Consider the following 14,268-nt stretch of genomic DNA (forward strand, 5'->3'; position numbering starts at 1 on the left):
CCGCTCCTACTCTCCGGTGAACACCGGTCTGCGCTTTTCCAGGAAGGCTTGGGCGGCCCGCCGCGCATCGCCGCTGCGGGCACAGTCGACCATACGAGGCACCTCCCGCCGCAGGTAGTCGGGCAGCGTGGCCGATCCGGCGTCCGCCAGGTTCTGCTTCGCGTAGCGCATCGCCTTCGGTGCCTGCGCGGCGAGCTTGCCGGCCAGCGAGCCGATCCGTGCCTCCAGATCGGTCGTGGTCTCGGTCACGAGTCCCAGGTCGGCCGCCTCGGCGGCGGTGAGCTTGACCGGGTCGAGCAGCAGCGCCCGCGCGCGGGCGCCGCCCACCGCGCGGGTCAGCAGCCAGGCGCTGCCCAGATCACCGGACACCGCGGCGCTGACGAACGCGGTGTTGAACACCGCCTCCCGCGCCGCGAGCCGGAAGTCGGCGGCCAGCGCGAGGCAGAGCCCCGCACCGGCGCAGGCGCCGTTGATGGCGGCGATCGTCGGCGAGGGGAAGTGCACGAGCGTCTCCACGATGGCCGAGGCCCGGGTCAGCCGTTCGCGGTCGTCGGCCACCGAACGTCCGCGCAGCGTGCGTGTCTCCTGGTCCTGGGCACTGTCCGACCCGACCCGCGCGAGGTCGGCGCCGACGCAGAAGTCGTCACCGGCACCCGTGACGACGAGGACGCGCAGGTCCTTTTCTGAGCCGGCCCGCTCGATGGCGGCGAGCAGATCCTGCACGAGGTTCCAGGAGATCGCATTGCGGCGCTCCGGCCGGTTGAGGGTCACCGTGCCGACCCCGTCGCGCAGCTGGAACAGCACGGTTCCCGAGCCGATCGCCGTCCCGCTCACCGGGGGAGGCCCAGCAGGTCGCGGGCGATGATCGTGCGCTGGATCTGCGCGGTGCCGCCGGCGATCCGCTGGCCGCGTACGTGAAGGTGGCGCCAGCGGAGATGGCCGAGATGCTCACCGCCGTCAGGCTCGGCGCTCAGCTGGCCGTCCGCACCGAGGATGTCGGCGCCCAGATCGGCGATCGCCAGCCTGGTCTGTGACCACAGCAGCTTGGTGACCGAGGCGTCGGCGCCCAGGTCCTGACCCTGCGCCAGGCGGGTCATCGTGTGGTAGCCGCGAACGCGGAGCAACTCCAGGTCGGCCCGGCAGCGTGCGATCCGTGCCCGGATCTGCGGGTGTTCGATGGCCGGACGGCCGTCTTTCCTGGTGTGCCGGGCCGCGGCGATCACGTCGTCGAGCTCGTGGCCGAACTCCACGTACTGGCTGATCGGCGAGGCGTTCCGCTCGACCGAGAGCAGGTGGCGGGCCACGGCCCAGCCGTCGCCGATCCGGCCGACCACGTTGCCGTCGACGGGCACGCGTACCTCGTCGAAGAACTCCTCCCCGAACTCGTACGAGCCGGACATCTGACGGATCGGGCGCACGTGCACCCCCGGCAGCGTCAGGTCGATCAGCAGAAAGGTGATGCCGCGACGTCGTTCCGCCTTCGGATCGGTGCGGACGAGGGCGAACATTGCATCGGCGTGGCGCGCCAGCGAGGTCCAGGTCTTCTGGCCGGAGACCACCAGGACCTCGCCGTCACGCCGGGCGGTGGTCGAGAGGCCGGCGAGGTCACTGCCGCTCTCCGGCTCGGAGAACCCCTGGCACCAGATCGTGTCGCCGGACAGGATCCGCGGCAGGATCGTGCGTTTCTGCACGTCGCTGCCGTAGCGCAGCAGCGTGGGGCCGAGCAGCGCGGTGCCGAGGTAGGTCAGGCCGAGGAAGGGACCGATCGGCGCCCGGGCCCGCGCCATCTCCTCGTCGTGCACCGCCCGGATCTCGTGGTCGGCGCCGCGCCCACCGAACTCGACGGGCCAGTCGACGCCGGCGAAGCCGTTGTCGAACCGGTCCTTCTCCCAACGGCGCCGCAACTCCAGGGACTCCTCACTCCCGCCCCGGTCGATCCAGAAACGCGGCTGGCGCCACCTCGCCGGTACGGACTCATCCAGCCACCGGCGGATCTCCCGCCGGAATCTCTCCGCAGCCGACGAGTATCGAAGATCCATCCCGTGCACCACTCCTTGTCCGATCCGTCCTGCGCGCACGCCCATCCTGAGCACCGTCGTCCTGGAGCGTCAAAGAGCAAAACCCATGACCGACTCATTGCGAAATGCAATGAGTCGGGTTGATTTCACGTCTTTGACGTACTTCACACATGCACTGTGAACTGTGTGCCATTCGCGTGAGTGGACCGGTGACATGGACTTTGGGCTCAGTGAGGAGCAGGTGGCGATGGGCGGCGCCGTACGGCGCTGGCTCGATCGCCACCTGGACCTGGCGCGCGTGGCGCAGTACGCTGACGCGCCCTCGGCCGGGCTCGACGCCGGCCTGCGACGTGCGGCGGCAGACCTCAACTGGCTCGGGGTGACGGCCGCGCCGTCGGACGGCGGCCTCGGACTCGGGCTGCTCGACCTCGCCGTGGTCGGCGAGGCGCTGGGGGCCGGCCTCGCGCCGGCGGGCGTCGGAACGGCCATGGCCGCCTGCGACGTCCTCGCGACCTCGACCGACCCGGAGCAGCGGCGCCGATGGCTCGCGCCGATGGTCGCGGGCGAGCTCATCGGAGCGACCGCCCTGCGTGCTCCGGGCGGCTCGTGGGACCGCGACGGCATCGCCGTCACCGCCACCGGTGACGGCATGCTCAACGGCGACGCCGGAATCGTCGGCCATGCGGAGGATGCCGACATCATGCTGGTCGCCGCCACGTCGGCGAGCGGCCCCGCTGTTCTCGTCGTGGCGGCCGGACATCCCGGGGTGTCGATCCGCGCGGTCGAGCCCGTCGACCGGACCATGCGTGCGGCCCGGGTGACCTTGGCCGATGTGCCCGCTGAGCCGCTGAGCTGGGCGCACGACGACGTCTTCGAGCGCATCGTCCAGCGGTTGACCGTGCTGGTGAGCGCGGACCTCGTCGGCGCCGCGGGCACGGCGATGCGGATCACTCTTGACCACCTTCGCGGGCGCCGGCAGTTCGGCCGGGCGATCGGCGGCTTCCAGGCGATCCAGCACGAGCTGGCCGAGCTGTACGTGGCATGGACGACGATCACCGACGCGTTGTGGTACACCGCCCACGCCCACGACACCGGGCGCGACGACGCCGTGCTGATGACGTCGGTGGTCAAGAGCCGCGCCGCCGACCTGGCCCGCCGGATGTCGGCCGCGATGGTGCAGTTTCATGGCGCGATCGGCTTCACCTGGGAGCACAGCGCGCACCTGTTCTTCAAACGGCTCCACCGAGACGCCTACGACTTCGGCGACGACGGCTGGCACGACTCGGTCATCGCCACGGCCGCCATCGGGCCGGGAACCCATCCTCCCCTGTCCCTTCCAGGAGGTGCCCCATGAGTATTCTTCCGGCCGGCAGGCGCGGCCGTGCCGCGTTGCCCGCGCTCCTCGCGGCCGTCGTACTCGTCACCGCGGCATGCGGTGCGCCCGCGTCCCAGGGCGGCTTTCCGACACGGAACATCCAGCTCATCGTGCCCTATCCGGCCGGAAGTGCCATCGACGCCACATCCCGTTCGCTGGTCGAGGTCGTCAACGACGAGGGCAAGCTCGGCCGGCGCGTCCAGGTGGTGAACAGGGAGGGCGGCGCGGGCTCGGTCGGCACCACGGCGACGCTCAGCGCCGAACCGGACGGGCACACGATCGGCCTCGTGCCGGACGGCCCGCTGACCTTGCTCCCGCGTACCGAGGAGGTCTCCTACGACCCGGTGGCGATTTCGGTGATCAGCGAGGTCACCACGTCACCGGTGCTGTTCGTGGTCCCCGGCGATTCGCCGTACAAGAGCATCGGCGATCTGGTCGCAGCCGCCAAGGCCCGCCCAGGGGCTATCACGATCGCCGAGGGTCCGCTCAATTACGCCATCCCGGCCGGGAAGTTCGAGCAGTTGACGGGCACGCGGTTCAAGCACGTCAAGTTCGACGGCGACCAGGCGACCGTCACGGCCCTGCTCGGCGACAACGTCGAAGTGGGCGTCATGCAACTGGCCGGCGGGATGGCGCAGCTGAAGGCCGGTAAGCTTCGCGCCCTGGGGATCGCCTCCGCCAAGCCCATCGAGCTCGCCCCCGAGATCCGAACCTTCGCCCAGCAGGACGTCGCCCTGGAGTGGGAGGCCTACAACGTGTTGATCGCGCCGCAGGGGCTGCCCGGCGACGTCCAGCGGAAACTGGGCGAGGCGTTCGGCTCGGCCGTCAAGAGCCAGAAGTTCGCCGAGGCGGCGCGGAAGCTGGGGCTGGTCGTCAGCGGGGCCGACGGCGAGACGGCCAAGGCGCGGCTGGCCAAGAAGACCGCGGAGGCGGCGAACCTGATCGCGGCGAAATGAGGGGAACGGGTCCTGTGCGAGGGATCGCCAAGCCGGATGTGATCGCCGCCGGGTCGCTGCTGGTGCTGGGCCTGCTGTACGGCGCGCTGGCCCTCGGTGAGGGCCTGGGGACGATGGCGGACAGTGGGGCGGGCTTCTTCCCCTTCGTCGTCGCGCTGGTGCTGGTCGCCGCCAGTGCCGTCGTCCTCCTGCAGAGCCGTCGAAGGACGCCGGGCGGCGTCACCCCACCGGAGGACGACGCGGAAGACGACGCGGAAGGCGAGGGCGACGGCGAGGTGCGCTGGTGGCGGATCGCCGGCGTGCTGGCCGCCGCCCTGCTGGTGCCGGCGGTGGGCGACACCGTGGGGATGATCGTGACGTTGGCGATCTCCTTGGTCCTGATGGCCAAGGTCATGGGGGTCGCCCGGTGGAGCAGCGCCGTGATCTTCGGCTTCTCCTTCGGCGCGGCCACCTGGTTGATCTTCGTGCGCTGGCTGTCGGTCCCCCTGCCGGGCGGCACGCTCGGCCTGTTCTGAACGGAAGGACGCCCCGTGGGCGACGCGATCGACAACCTCGGCGCGGGCTTCGCCGCCTTCGCCGATCCGGCCTACGTCATTCTCGCGCTGGTCGGCGTGGTTCTCGGCACGATGGTCGGCGTGCTGCCCGGCATCGGGCCGATCGGCGCGATGTCGGTCCTGCTCGGGATGACCACGCAGTTGGGCCCGACGGGATCGCTGATCCTGTTCGCCGGCATCTATTTCGGCTCCACGTACGGTGGGTCGACGACCTCGATCCTGCTCAACGTACCCGGTGAAGCGTCGTCGGTGGTCACAGCGCTCGACGGCCACGAGATGACAAAACGGGGCAGAGCAGGGCCCGCACTGACCATCGCGGCGCTCTCGTCGTTCCTGGCGGGCACCATCGCCATCTTCGGTCTCATGATGTCTGCGCCGTGGCTGAGCGGGATAGCGGTCAAGCTCGGCCCGCCCGAATACCTGGCACTGTGCGTCGCGGGACTCCTGCTGCTGGCGGCGCTCGCCGACGGCTCCGTCGCGAAAGCGATCGCCATGATCTGCGCCGGCCTGGCGATCGGCACGGTCGGGATCGACCCGGCCGGCGGTGACCTGAGGTTCACCATGGGCTCCGACACCCTGGCTGAGGGCTTCAGCTTCATCGCCCTGGTCATGGGGGCCTTCGGCGTGGCGGAAGCGCTCACGATGGTCGGCCGGCGCTGGCGTCCGAAACCCGTCAGGGCCCCACGGCTCAGGGAGCTCCTGCCCAGCGGGCAGGAGTCCCGCCAGGCGGCTCCCGCGGCGGTGCGTGGCTCGGTGATCGGCTTCCTGCTGGGGCTGGTGCCCGGCCCCGCCGCCGTGCTGTCGACGTTCGCCTCCTATGTCGTCGAGCGGAAGATCTCCAGGAACCCTGACAAGTTCGGCAAGGGCGCCGTCGAGGGGGTGTCCGGCCCTGAGGCGGCCAACAACGCGGCGGCCGGCGCGGCGTTCGTCCCGTTGCTGGCGCTCGGGATCCCGTTCGCGCCGACCATGGCACTCGTACTCGCGGCCCTGCTGCTCAACGGCATCGTCCCTGGCCCGACGTTCGTCGAGGACCAGCCCGACCTGTTCTGGACCGTGATCGCCGCGATGTACATCGCCAACCTGATGCTGCTGGTGCTCAACCTTCCGCTGGTGGGACTCTTCACCCGCCTGCTGTCGATCCCGCCGCAGACGTTGATGCCGCTCGTGATCGGCCTGTGCGTCGTGGGAGTGTACGCCGAGAACAACTCGATGTTCGACGTCGTGGTCATGCTGGTCGCGGGACTGCTCGGATTCATGCTGCGCCGGGCCGGGTTCAGCATGGCTCCCTTCGTGCTGGCAGTCGTCCTCCAGCCCACGCTCGAAGTCTCGCTGCGCCAGACCCTGGCCTACTCTGACGGCAACCCCGGGTACGTCCTCGGACGGCCCGTCACGATGGTGATTTTCGGTCTCGTCGTCCTGGCCGTGATCGTGTCGGCGCGGCGAGCGCTCCTCGCGCGAAGAGGCACGAGGCAACGCCCCGATCCGGTCACGGACCAGCGCACGCCCACACCTGGCGGATGACCGCGCCGGGGCAGCACTCGGCGTCTTCGCAGAGCATGATCACTCCGCGCCGAGGGCTTGCCCGGGTCCCCGGACGGCAGGCGATCCTGCGCAGCGACAAGGGCCACGTCATGGGGTTCTTCTCCGACGGTTATGAGCCGCATCCGTACGCGGAATGGCTCGTCGGCAACATCTCACTCAAACGCCTTTCAGAACACGATCAAGTGCCGCCCGGCCTGCAGGTCCCCAGTGCGGCTTGCCCCCGGGAAGGCCCCGATCACCGTTCTGCCCCATGAGCATCAGGAAGAGGCTCTTCATGGCGGCCAGCCCGCGGGCGCGCCGGATCGCCGCCTCGTCCGCGTGCGCGTACGTGTCGAAGAAGCGTGAGGCCGTGCCCGCGGGGAGCAGCACCCATGCGGCGGCGAGGTCCCACGCCGGATCTCCGGCGAACATGTCACCGAAGTCGACGATGCCCGAGAGCGTTCCGTCCGAGACGACGACGTTCGCCGGATGGAGGTCGCCGTGCACCCACACCGGCGGGCCCTCCCACTCGGGGGCCGCGACGGCATCGGCCCAGACGGCCCGGACGGCGCGGACATCGCCGACGGCGTCGGGGTCAATGGCCTGCAAGAACCGCTCGAAGCCGCCGGTGCACCTACTGGGGTGAGCGCCGCGGTCCGAACTGGCCGGGGCCTCGGCGGGCGCCTCCACATGGAGCGCCTGGAGGAAGCTCGCCAGCGTGTCGGCCGCGTGGGCGCCGCGGCTGATCGAGCCGTGGTCCAGCGGCTCGCCGGGAACCCACGTCATCACGGTCCAGTGCTTGGGGAAACGCTCGGACGGTTCGCCGAACCGCACCGGGGTCGGCACCGGGAGCGGCAGGCGCGGGGCCAGCACGGGTAGCCACCGCCGCTCCTTGAGCTGGAGCTCAGGGGTGGGGTCCATGCGCTGCATGCGCACGGCCAACTCGTCCCCCAGGCGCCACATCTGGTTGCCCCAGCCGCCCGCCACCTCGCGGATGGCCAGCCCTGCAAGGTCCGGATGTTGCTCCTGCAGCAGGTCGCGGACCAAGTCCGCGGTGATCTCTATCTCGGTGCCGGTCATGCGACGTCACAGTACTGAGGCGGCAGGCGGAGCGGCTCTCGCTTCCCGAAACATCTCGCCGCATGCTCCGCGTGCTGACCCATCACCCTGACCAAGAAATGTGAGGGCCGAGATCCGCAGCCCTCACATGGTGAGAAGATAAAGCCGCGCCGGGCGCTGATCCTGACGATGCCCGATCAGGTGGAGACCTTCCAGTCGTCGGTGAGCCAAGCCAGCGTGTCATCCAGCTTCATGGCTGCTTCGAGCGCCTTGCGGAGAAGTTCGGTCTGATCGGCGTAACGGCCGGCGGCGTGCCAGAAGGACTTCAGCGACCGCGCCGCCGCCTCACGGGCCTCCGCAACCCTTCCGGCGCGGGCCATCGCAATGAGTTCGTTCAGCGCCCATCCCGGAGACGCCTCGGCCCGGCTGGCGAAGCCCTGGCCCCGTGGCCACGTGACCAGCGCCGCTCGGTCCAGCGAGATGTTCTCGAGCCGCCCTGTCTCCGGGCCGATCCAGTGAGCGAACGTGGTGGAGGTCTCGATCAGATCCTGGAGGACGTACTGCCTGTCGTCCGCGTTGCCCGCTCTACGCCTTTGACCGCGTGAACTTCAGTGGTGTACTCAAGCGACGTGCTTTCACAGAGATTCAACAGCCTGACAGGATGTGTCGTTGAGTAACACACCGGATCTCGGTGCCGTGCCCCAGCGCATCACCGTCGAGGCGGAGCAGGTTCGTCGCCTCGTCGAACAACAGTTCCCTCAGTGGGCCGGTCTCCCGGTGCACCCCGTTGCCAACGGCGGCTGGGACAACCGTACGTTCCACCTTGGCGCCGGAATGTTGGTGCGCCTGCCCAGCGCGTCCGAGTACGCGTTGGCAGTCGACAAGGAACACCGGTGGCTCCCGGCGTTCGCTTCCCGGCTCCCGTTGCCGATTCCCGTGCCACTGGCGAAGGGCGAGCCCGGCGCGGGCTACCCGTACCCGTGGTCGATCTACCAGTGGCTCGGCGGCGAGCCGGCCGGCGCGGAGCGGATCGCCGATCCCGTGCGATTCGCGGTTGACCTGGCCGAGTTCCTGACGGCCTTACGGAGCATCGACCCCGCTGACGGCCCCCGCCCGGGAAAGCACAACTGGTTTCGCGGCGGCACGCTGCGGACGTACGACGGGGTGGCCCAGAACGCGCTCGCGGAACTGCGCGGCCACGTCGATGTCGACCTGGCGCGCGAGATCTGGAAGAGCGCCCTCGACGCACGCTGGGACGGTGTGGAGAGCTGGTTCCACGGTGACGTCGCCGAGGGAAATCTCCTGCTCAACGACGGGCAGTTGGCGGCGGTCATCGACTTCGGCACCTGCGGCGTCGGCGATCCGGCCTGTGACCTGGCAGTCGCATGGACCTTGCTGACCGCCGAGGGCCGGCAGGCGTTCCGGGAGCGGCTGTCGGTCGGGGAGGCGGCATGGGCCCGCGGGCGTGGCTGGGCCCTGTGGAAGACGCTTGCCACCTACGCCTACACGGTGGGCGACGACGACGAGGAGGCCGCGAGCGCGCGACGCGTACTCGATGAGATCTTCTCCGAGTACGCGACGGGCAACTGATCCGCCGCCCCGACGCTCAGGTGGAACAGGGCGTTGACGCTGAACTGCCGCTGGAACGCGGTGGCCAGCACAACCCAGGCACCGTGCCGCCCGGCCACCGAGGCTCGCCAGGAGCACACCAGAACGAGCAGCATCAGCGGGATGTGGTAGGCGGCGAACATGCCGGTGGTCTCGGGGCCGAAGTAGCGGCCTGCCCAGGCGGCGAAGCCCTGCAGCTCTTCCAATGTGTGCAGCACGTAGACCACGAAGGGCAGCAGGAACGGCCAGGTGCCGGGCGCGGCGGGCCCGGCCTGAACAGGAGCGGGGCCGGTGAGAGGGGATGCCACGGTCTTCTCCGGTAGGCGGGTGGGGTGTCGATGAAGAGCGATGGGTCGCCGGGGCCTGTGGTGGTTCACCAGCCCAGTTCGTCGCAGCCGCGGTGGTCGGCCGGTTCCACCTGCAGCGTGGCGTGGGCCACGCCGTGGCGGCGGCGCAGCAGGTCGCGGGCCTGGTCCAGGACGGCGTGGTTGTCGCTCAGGTCCGCGGTGACCAGGTGGGCGGTGGCCACGTTCATGCCGGAGGTCAGTGTCCACAGGTGCAGGTCGTGCACGTCGCGGACGCCCGCGATGGAGGCCAGGTCCTGGGCCACGGCACCGGCGTCGAGGCCTTCGGGCACGTGCTGGCCCAGCACGGCGAAGACCTGCCGTCCGAGGGAGATGGCGCGCACGGCGACGAAGACGCCGATGGCCAGGGCGACGAAGGTGTCCCAGAACGGCTGGCCGGTGACGGACACCAGCCAGCCGGCTGCGATGACGCCGACCGAACCGGCGGTGTCGGCCACGACCTCGATGTAGGCGCCTTTGACGTTGAGGCTTTCGCCGGCTCCCGAGCGCAGCAGGAGCAGGGCCACGAGGTTGACGGCCAGGCCGATGGCGCCGACGACGAGCATGGGGCCGGAGGAGACCTCGGTGCCGCCGCCGATGCGGCCGATGGCTTCGATGACGACGTAGAGGGCGACGCCGAGCATCATGATCACGGCCAGTAGGGAGGCGAAGATCTCGGCCCGGTAGGAGCCGTAACTGCGCCGGCCGGTGGTGTCCGGGCGGGTGGCGATCCTGGTGGCGACCAGGGCGGCGCCGAGGGTGACGACGTCGGCGGCCATGTGCCCGGCGTCCGAGAGCAGTGCCAGTGAGCCCGAGATGAGGCCGTAGGCCAGCTCGACGACGAAGTAGGCGCCGATCAGGGCGAAGGAGACCGCCAGCCGCCATCGGTGGCGGCTTCCCGCGTGCCCGTGTCCGTGTCCGGCGCCCATTACGGGGTTCCTTCGCGCTCGGGGTGGATGGCGTCGGTGTGTTCGGTGTGGGCGAGTGCCAGGTCGAGCAGCATCCGTACGTGCGGGTCCTCCAGCCGGTAGTAGGCCATCCGGCCGGAGCGGCGGGCGGCCACGATGCGGTGCGCGCGCAGCAGCCGCAGGGCGTGGGAGACGGCGGACTCGCTCTGGCCGGTCACCGCCGCGAGGTCGCAGACGCACAGCTCGCCGTCCAGCAGCGCTACCAGGAGCCGCAGCCGGTTGGGGTCCGACAGCAGGCCGAACACGTCGGCCGTGTCGGTCAGGTCATCGGCGGGGGGCATCCGTTCGCGCACGGCGGTCACGCGGTCGGCGTCGACCACCTTGACGGTGCAGCCGTCGACTATCAACACGCTGTCATCTGAAGAGCTATTCACATGAGCAAGATAGTGGCCGGCGGGGAGCGCCTGTCAAGAGCGCCCTGGGCTCACCGGCACCCGGTACGCGGGCAGATGTCGTTCAGGGCGGCCGCCAGCCGGTCCACGTCGCCGGCGGAGGTGAACAAGGCGGGAGTGGCGCGGACGGCGTCGCCTCCGCTCATGCCGCTGCGGGCGACGGTGAAGATCCGATGCCTGGTCATGAGGTCATCGGCGATGGCGACGTTGTCGTCCTGTTCAGTCGCCGGAATCAGCCTGTGTCACGCTGCGACCAGGCCAAATTCGCACACCACTCCCTCGCATGATGTTGCCGGAGCACCATCCTGCCAGCCGCAAGTGCTGACCGGCGCTGGTCGGATGATCCAGACTGCTGCGGGTCGAACGGGTTGGCGGGTGTTTCCGGGCTTCATTGTCCGAGAGTCCTTCGAAGCTCGGTCGAGCCCCGCAATGAGAAGCAGGCTCGGGCGCGATGACGGCGCCACGCAAAAGCAAGGAAGGCATATGCGTTTTCGTAATGGGCTCGCCGCCGTGGCGAGCGTGGCCATGGCCTCCGCCTGGCTCGTGGGTACCGCTGCTCCGGCGAGCGCGGCGGGCCCGTGCGGCAGCGGCTACAAACTTGTGGGTACGTACAACATCAAGTTGGGGGGTTCGAAGTACGGAATCCTTGAGATTCGCTGGAACTCCGGTAAGGGGCGGAACTGCGCGGTGGCCTACGGCCGGGGCAGCACCTATGGTTCCAAGGCCTACAAGTCGGTGCGGATCAAGACTTCCGGCGCCTCCTCGTGGGCCGACTCCGACAGCGGCCAGTTCGAGTACTACGCGGGTCCCGTCTACGTCTCGGCCCGGGACAAGTGCATCACCGTGCTGGCGACCGTCAAGGGCAGCGGTGGATACGGCGATGTGAGGGTGGACAGAGTCCACTGCGGCTGACCGCCGCCATGACTCGCCGCAGGGCCGGTGAGAGCGCCCTGGCTCCTTCTGGCTGTGCCAAGCTGATTCTGGCTGTGCCAAGCTGACGGCGAGGATGGCCGGCCGGGCGCCAACCGGCCGCGTGGTCGGTCCTCCCGATGAACCGCGTGCCCCGACTCGCTGATGCGGTCCGGCCGCCAGGGAGGGTCGGTGCGCGAGGGGTCCGCGACCAGGTCGCGGACCCCTCGCTTGGCCGGGTTCGACCCAGCGCGATCGCGTCTCAGGTTCTCGACGAGATGAACTCTGGGGTGAACGGCGTTCAATCGGCGTTGAAGGCTCAGCCGCAGTAGACGTCGGTGACGCCCTCTGTCGGGTTGCTCTTGCCGACCTGGCCCTGGAAGCTGATGCACTTGCCCTTGGCGTACACGCTGACCGGACCGGCGTAGGTGGTGTAGGTGCCGGCATCCCTGTCGGAGGCGCCCGAGGTGGAGATGGAAACCATGATGTACTGCGCTTTGCCAGGATTGTTCGTGTAAGTCATCGCGCAGTTCCTCCCGGTGGAGGAGTTGTAGTAAACGGCGATGTATCCGCCGGTGATGGACCAGTTGTCTAGGTGGGTGCCGGAACAAACGGCCGCCGAGGCCGGAGCCGATGCAGCCGCCACGAGGCCGGCGCCGAGCGCCAGCGCGCCGGCGAAAGAGGTCAGTCTCCGGAACAGTTCGACTCTCATATGCAGCCTGTAGAACCTTTCGCATCCGAGGCGGTATGGCCCTCAACTCACGATGGGGCAGCGCATCAAGGCTCGGTCTGGTCCTGCCAGCCGAGGTTGCCGGGGCCACAGTCGGCGTCCGGGAGGCAGCCAACGGGCGGCAGCGCGACCGTGCCATGGTCGCTCGCACTCCCGGAGACGGCCCCATGCGCCAGGCCGACCAGTGCGGCGGCCACGAGCGACAGGATGGCTCCCTTCATGAAGACAGGACTCCTCGCAGTATCACGTGTACGGAAAACCGACAGAGAAGAGTTTCGGGGCAGCCGTCCCGGGGTGTCATCGTTTCTGGCTGTCACCATGCTGCCCTGGCACCTTGATGCCTCGTAGAAGGTGTTACGGCCGCCCTCCATTACGGACGTCCCCCCAACGGGTTTCGTGCGGCCCCACCGTCGTCGTTCCTTGGCCATAGTGAACGTATGACACGAGGATTTTTCGCCACGCTGGGACTCAGCGTCGACGCTGAGTCCCTTTATCGCGTCATCATGCGCGAGCCAGGGCTGCAGGTGGAGGAGCTCGCCATCCGCACGCAGCTGCCACCCGGGCACGTGCACGATGCCCTCGGCGAGCTGACCCGGCTCGGGCTGATCCAGCCGTCCTGGGAACGGCCGGGTCACCTGCACCTGGTGGACCCCGAGATCAGCCTCACCTCGCTGCTCGCCAGCCGCGAGGCCGAGCTGCTTCAGCGTCAGCAGGCGATCGCCGCCGGCCGCGCAGCGGTGAACGACCTGATCGCGGAGTACAACGGGCGTAACGGCGCCCCCGGCCGGGCCGAGATCAAGTACCTCTCAGGCCTGGACGACGTCAGGACGCACATCGAGGTCATGGGGCGTGAATGCGTGTCCGACGTGATGGCGTTCGTGGACGGCGGACCGCAGACCAGGGAGAACATGGAGGCCAGCAGGCCCCAGGACCAGGCGGTCCTGGCCCGCGGCGTGCGGATGCGCTCGATCTACCTGGAGAGCCTGTCCAACGACCCCGCCACCCTCGCCTACGTCAACTGGCTGACCGAAGAGGGAGCGTCGATCCGCACCACTCCCGTGGTCCCACTCCGGATGATCATCTTCGATCGGCGGGTGGCGCTGCTTCCGGTGCAGATCAACGACACGTCCATGGGGGCCATGGTGTTGCGCCAGAGCAGTGTGATCATCGCCATGTGCGCACTTTTCGAAAAGCTCTGGGAGGACGCCACCCCGATCGGCGTCGCCCCCCAACGCGAGCACGACGGCATCAGCCGCCAGGAGCTTTCCCTGCTCAGGCTCATGGCCGAGGGCAACACCGACGAGGTGTGCGCCCGCAAGCTCGGCATCTCGCTCCGCACCGAACGCCGCCTGACCGCCGACCTGATGGCCCGCCTCAACGCCAAGAGCCGTTTCCAGGCCGGCGTCCTCGCCACACGGGCCGGCTGGCTCGCTGACGACGCCGCCGCGCGCCTCCCGTGACGGCGGCGGCCAGGACCCGCCCTCCCCTCACACGTGGTCGGCGTTGTCGTTGATGAGCTCGTAGGCCAGCAGCATCCAGCCGTCGGCTGCCGTGGTCCACAGCAGGCGGGGCGCCGGCGCGTCCAGGGGCAGGCTCAGACTCGCTGATCGCTCCCGTTTGTAGAGCGGCAGATCCGGGCTGGCCAGCGGGGTGGCCCTGAGGAACACGTCCTGCTGCGCGCCATGCACGTGCAGGGCGAGACCTGGCCGGGAGGTGCTGATGGGCTGAATCCGGTCTATCGCTCCGGTGTGCGCTTGCACGATGAGGCTGCGGACGGCGTGGGGCAGCTTGTCCAGTTCGGCAAGGTCGCGCACAGTGACCTCCAGGGGTCGAG

General features: G+C 69.3%; 18 protein-coding genes. 7 read left to right on the forward strand and 11 right to left on the reverse strand.

The window, feature by feature from the left end; all coding sequences use genetic code 11:
• Positions 1–6 precede the first annotated feature (6 nt).
• Together ABGB01_RS38225 and ABGB01_RS38230 are read right to left on the reverse strand one after the other, a co-directional pair.
• A complete protein-coding gene (locus ABGB01_RS38225) occupies positions 7–834 on the reverse strand; it encodes an enoyl-CoA hydratase-related protein (protein ID WP_347623105.1) in 828 nt (275 codons plus the stop codon).
• Positions 831–2,039, reverse strand: coding sequence for an acyl-CoA dehydrogenase family protein (locus tag ABGB01_RS38230; RefSeq protein WP_347778520.1), 1,209 nt, complete (start codon positions 2,037–2,039; stop codon positions 831–833). Before ABGB01_RS38230 ends, ABGB01_RS38225 begins: the two co-directional genes overlap by 4 nt.
• Positions 2,040–2,232: 193 nt before the next feature.
• On the opposite strand from ABGB01_RS38230, the gene ABGB01_RS38235 reads away from it, so the two are divergent.
• From ABGB01_RS38235 to ABGB01_RS38250, 4 genes are read left to right on the forward strand one after another with little or no spacing between them, the layout of a single operon-like run.
• On the forward strand, positions 2,233–3,372 hold the full coding sequence (locus ABGB01_RS38235) for an acyl-CoA dehydrogenase family protein (RefSeq protein WP_347778522.1): 1,140 nt from the start codon (positions 2,233–2,235) through the stop codon (positions 3,370–3,372).
• Positions 3,369–4,349 carry a tripartite tricarboxylate transporter substrate binding protein gene (locus ABGB01_RS38240; protein ID WP_347778523.1) on the forward strand — a complete coding sequence of 327 codons (981 nt, stop codon included), beginning with the start codon at positions 3,369–3,371 and terminating at the stop codon, positions 4,347–4,349. The genes ABGB01_RS38235 and ABGB01_RS38240 overlap by 4 nt, the downstream gene beginning before the upstream one ends.
• Positions 4,350–4,363: 14 nt before the next feature.
• Positions 4,364–4,864, forward strand: coding sequence for a tripartite tricarboxylate transporter TctB family protein (locus ABGB01_RS38245; protein ID WP_347778524.1), 501 nt, complete (start codon positions 4,364–4,366; stop codon positions 4,862–4,864).
• Positions 4,865–4,879: 15 nt separating this feature from the next.
• Positions 4,880–6,424: a tripartite tricarboxylate transporter permease gene (locus ABGB01_RS38250; RefSeq protein ID WP_347778526.1), complete on the forward strand. Its 1,545-nt coding sequence runs from the start codon at positions 4,880–4,882 to the stop codon at positions 6,422–6,424.
• A gap of 177 nt (positions 6,425–6,601) precedes the next feature.
• On the opposite strand, the gene ABGB01_RS38255 is transcribed toward ABGB01_RS38250, so the two are convergent.
• Both ABGB01_RS38255 and ABGB01_RS38260 read right to left on the reverse strand, forming a co-directional pair.
• Positions 6,602–7,504, reverse strand: a complete 903-nt coding sequence (locus tag ABGB01_RS38255) for an aminoglycoside phosphotransferase family protein (RefSeq protein ID WP_347778528.1) — start codon at positions 7,502–7,504, stop codon at positions 6,602–6,604.
• Between the two features lie 176 nt (positions 7,505–7,680).
• The gene (locus ABGB01_RS38260; protein WP_347778530.1) at positions 7,681–7,863 is read right to left on the reverse strand and encodes a hypothetical protein; all 183 of its coding nucleotides are present in this window, start codon (positions 7,861–7,863) and stop codon (positions 7,681–7,683) included.
• 289 nt (positions 7,864–8,152) lie between these two features.
• Here ABGB01_RS38260 and ABGB01_RS38265 point away from each other — a divergent pair, with 289 nt between their 5' ends.
• Positions 8,153–9,073 (forward strand): aminoglycoside phosphotransferase family protein, encoded by a 921-nt coding sequence (locus ABGB01_RS38265; protein ID WP_347778531.1) that lies wholly within the window; start codon positions 8,153–8,155, stop codon positions 9,071–9,073.
• Here ABGB01_RS38265 and ABGB01_RS38270 read toward each other — a convergent pair.
• The 4 genes from ABGB01_RS38270 to ABGB01_RS38285 form a co-directional block, all read right to left on the reverse strand.
• Positions 8,986–9,399 carry a hypothetical protein gene (locus ABGB01_RS38270; protein ID WP_347778533.1) on the reverse strand — a complete coding sequence of 138 codons (414 nt, stop codon included), beginning with the start codon at positions 9,397–9,399 and terminating at the stop codon, positions 8,986–8,988. The two genes, ABGB01_RS38265 and ABGB01_RS38270, sit on opposite strands and share 88 nt — an antisense overlap.
• 65 nt (positions 9,400–9,464) lie before the next feature.
• Complete coding sequence (locus tag ABGB01_RS38275; protein ID WP_347778535.1) at positions 9,465–10,364, reverse strand: cation diffusion facilitator family transporter; 900 nt, start codon at positions 10,362–10,364, stop codon at positions 9,465–9,467.
• On the reverse strand, positions 10,364–10,753 hold the full coding sequence (locus ABGB01_RS38280; protein WP_347778537.1) for a metalloregulator ArsR/SmtB family transcription factor: 390 nt from the start codon (positions 10,751–10,753) through the stop codon (positions 10,364–10,366). Before ABGB01_RS38280 ends, ABGB01_RS38275 begins: the two co-directional genes overlap by 1 nt.
• A gap of 74 nt (positions 10,754–10,827) precedes the next feature.
• Entirely contained in the window at positions 10,828–10,980 is a 153-nt protein-coding gene (locus ABGB01_RS38285; RefSeq protein WP_347778538.1) for a hypothetical protein, read from the reverse strand.
• A 298-nt stretch (positions 10,981–11,278) separates the two neighbouring features.
• Here ABGB01_RS38285 and ABGB01_RS38290 point away from each other — a divergent pair, with 298 nt between their 5' ends.
• Complete coding sequence (locus tag ABGB01_RS38290; RefSeq protein ID WP_347778539.1) at positions 11,279–11,707, forward strand: hypothetical protein; 429 nt, start codon at positions 11,279–11,281, stop codon at positions 11,705–11,707.
• A gap of 316 nt (positions 11,708–12,023) precedes the next feature.
• Here the strand turns inward: ABGB01_RS38290 and ABGB01_RS38295 are convergent, their stop codons facing one another.
• Positions 12,024–12,416, reverse strand: a complete 393-nt coding sequence (locus ABGB01_RS38295; RefSeq protein WP_347778540.1) for a hypothetical protein — start codon at positions 12,414–12,416, stop codon at positions 12,024–12,026.
• Between the two features lie 65 nt (positions 12,417–12,481).
• A complete protein-coding gene (locus ABGB01_RS38300; protein ID WP_347778541.1) occupies positions 12,482–12,655 on the reverse strand; it encodes a hypothetical protein in 174 nt (57 codons plus the stop codon).
• A gap of 216 nt (positions 12,656–12,871) precedes the next feature.
• Here ABGB01_RS38300 and ABGB01_RS38305 point away from each other — a divergent pair, with 216 nt between their 5' ends.
• Positions 12,872–13,894 carry a helix-turn-helix domain-containing protein gene (locus ABGB01_RS38305; protein ID WP_347778543.1) on the forward strand — a complete coding sequence of 341 codons (1,023 nt, stop codon included), beginning with the start codon at positions 12,872–12,874 and terminating at the stop codon, positions 13,892–13,894.
• A 27-nt stretch (positions 13,895–13,921) separates the two neighbouring features.
• Here ABGB01_RS38305 and ABGB01_RS38310 read toward each other — a convergent pair whose 3' ends face one another.
• Positions 13,922–14,248, reverse strand: a complete 327-nt coding sequence (locus tag ABGB01_RS38310) for a hypothetical protein (RefSeq protein WP_347778545.1) — start codon at positions 14,246–14,248, stop codon at positions 13,922–13,924.
• Positions 14,249–14,268: the final 20 nt, after the last annotated feature.

Source organism: Nonomuraea sp. B5E05, assembly GCF_039880665.1.
GTDB lineage: Bacteria > Actinomycetota > Actinomycetes > Streptosporangiales > Streptosporangiaceae > Nonomuraea.

Excerpts from the sequence above, each read along its gene's own strand:
- ABGB01_RS38230 (WP_347778520.1), bottom strand. The coding sequence starts at position 2,039 with ATGGATCTTCGATACTCGTCGGCTGCGGAGAGATTCCGGCGGGAGATC.
- ABGB01_RS38235 (WP_347778522.1), top strand. The coding sequence starts at position 2,233 with ATGGACTTTGGGCTCAGTGAGGAGCAGGTGGCGATGGGCGGCGCCGTA.
- ABGB01_RS38240 (WP_347778523.1), top strand. The coding sequence starts at position 3,369 with ATGAGTATTCTTCCGGCCGGCAGGCGCGGCCGTGCCGCGTTGCCCGCG.
- ABGB01_RS38255 (WP_347778528.1), bottom strand. The coding sequence starts at position 7,504 with ATGACCGGCACCGAGATAGAGATCACCGCGGACTTGGTCCGCGACCTG.
- ABGB01_RS38260 (WP_347778530.1), bottom strand. The coding sequence starts at position 7,863 with ATGGCCCGCGCCGGAAGGGTTGCGGAGGCCCGTGAGGCGGCGGCGCGG.
- ABGB01_RS38275 (WP_347778535.1), bottom strand. The coding sequence starts at position 10,364 with ATGGGCGCCGGACACGGACACGGGCACGCGGGAAGCCGCCACCGATGG.
- ABGB01_RS38285 (WP_347778538.1), bottom strand. The coding sequence starts at position 10,980 with ATGACCAGGCATCGGATCTTCACCGTCGCCCGCAGCGGCATGAGCGGA.
- ABGB01_RS38290 (WP_347778539.1), top strand. The coding sequence starts at position 11,279 with ATGCGTTTTCGTAATGGGCTCGCCGCCGTGGCGAGCGTGGCCATGGCC.
- ABGB01_RS38295 (WP_347778540.1), bottom strand. The coding sequence starts at position 12,416 with ATGAGAGTCGAACTGTTCCGGAGACTGACCTCTTTCGCCGGCGCGCTG.
- ABGB01_RS38300 (WP_347778541.1), bottom strand. The coding sequence starts at position 12,655 with ATGAAGGGAGCCATCCTGTCGCTCGTGGCCGCCGCACTGGTCGGCCTG.
- ABGB01_RS38305 (WP_347778543.1), top strand. The coding sequence starts at position 12,872 with ATGACACGAGGATTTTTCGCCACGCTGGGACTCAGCGTCGACGCTGAG.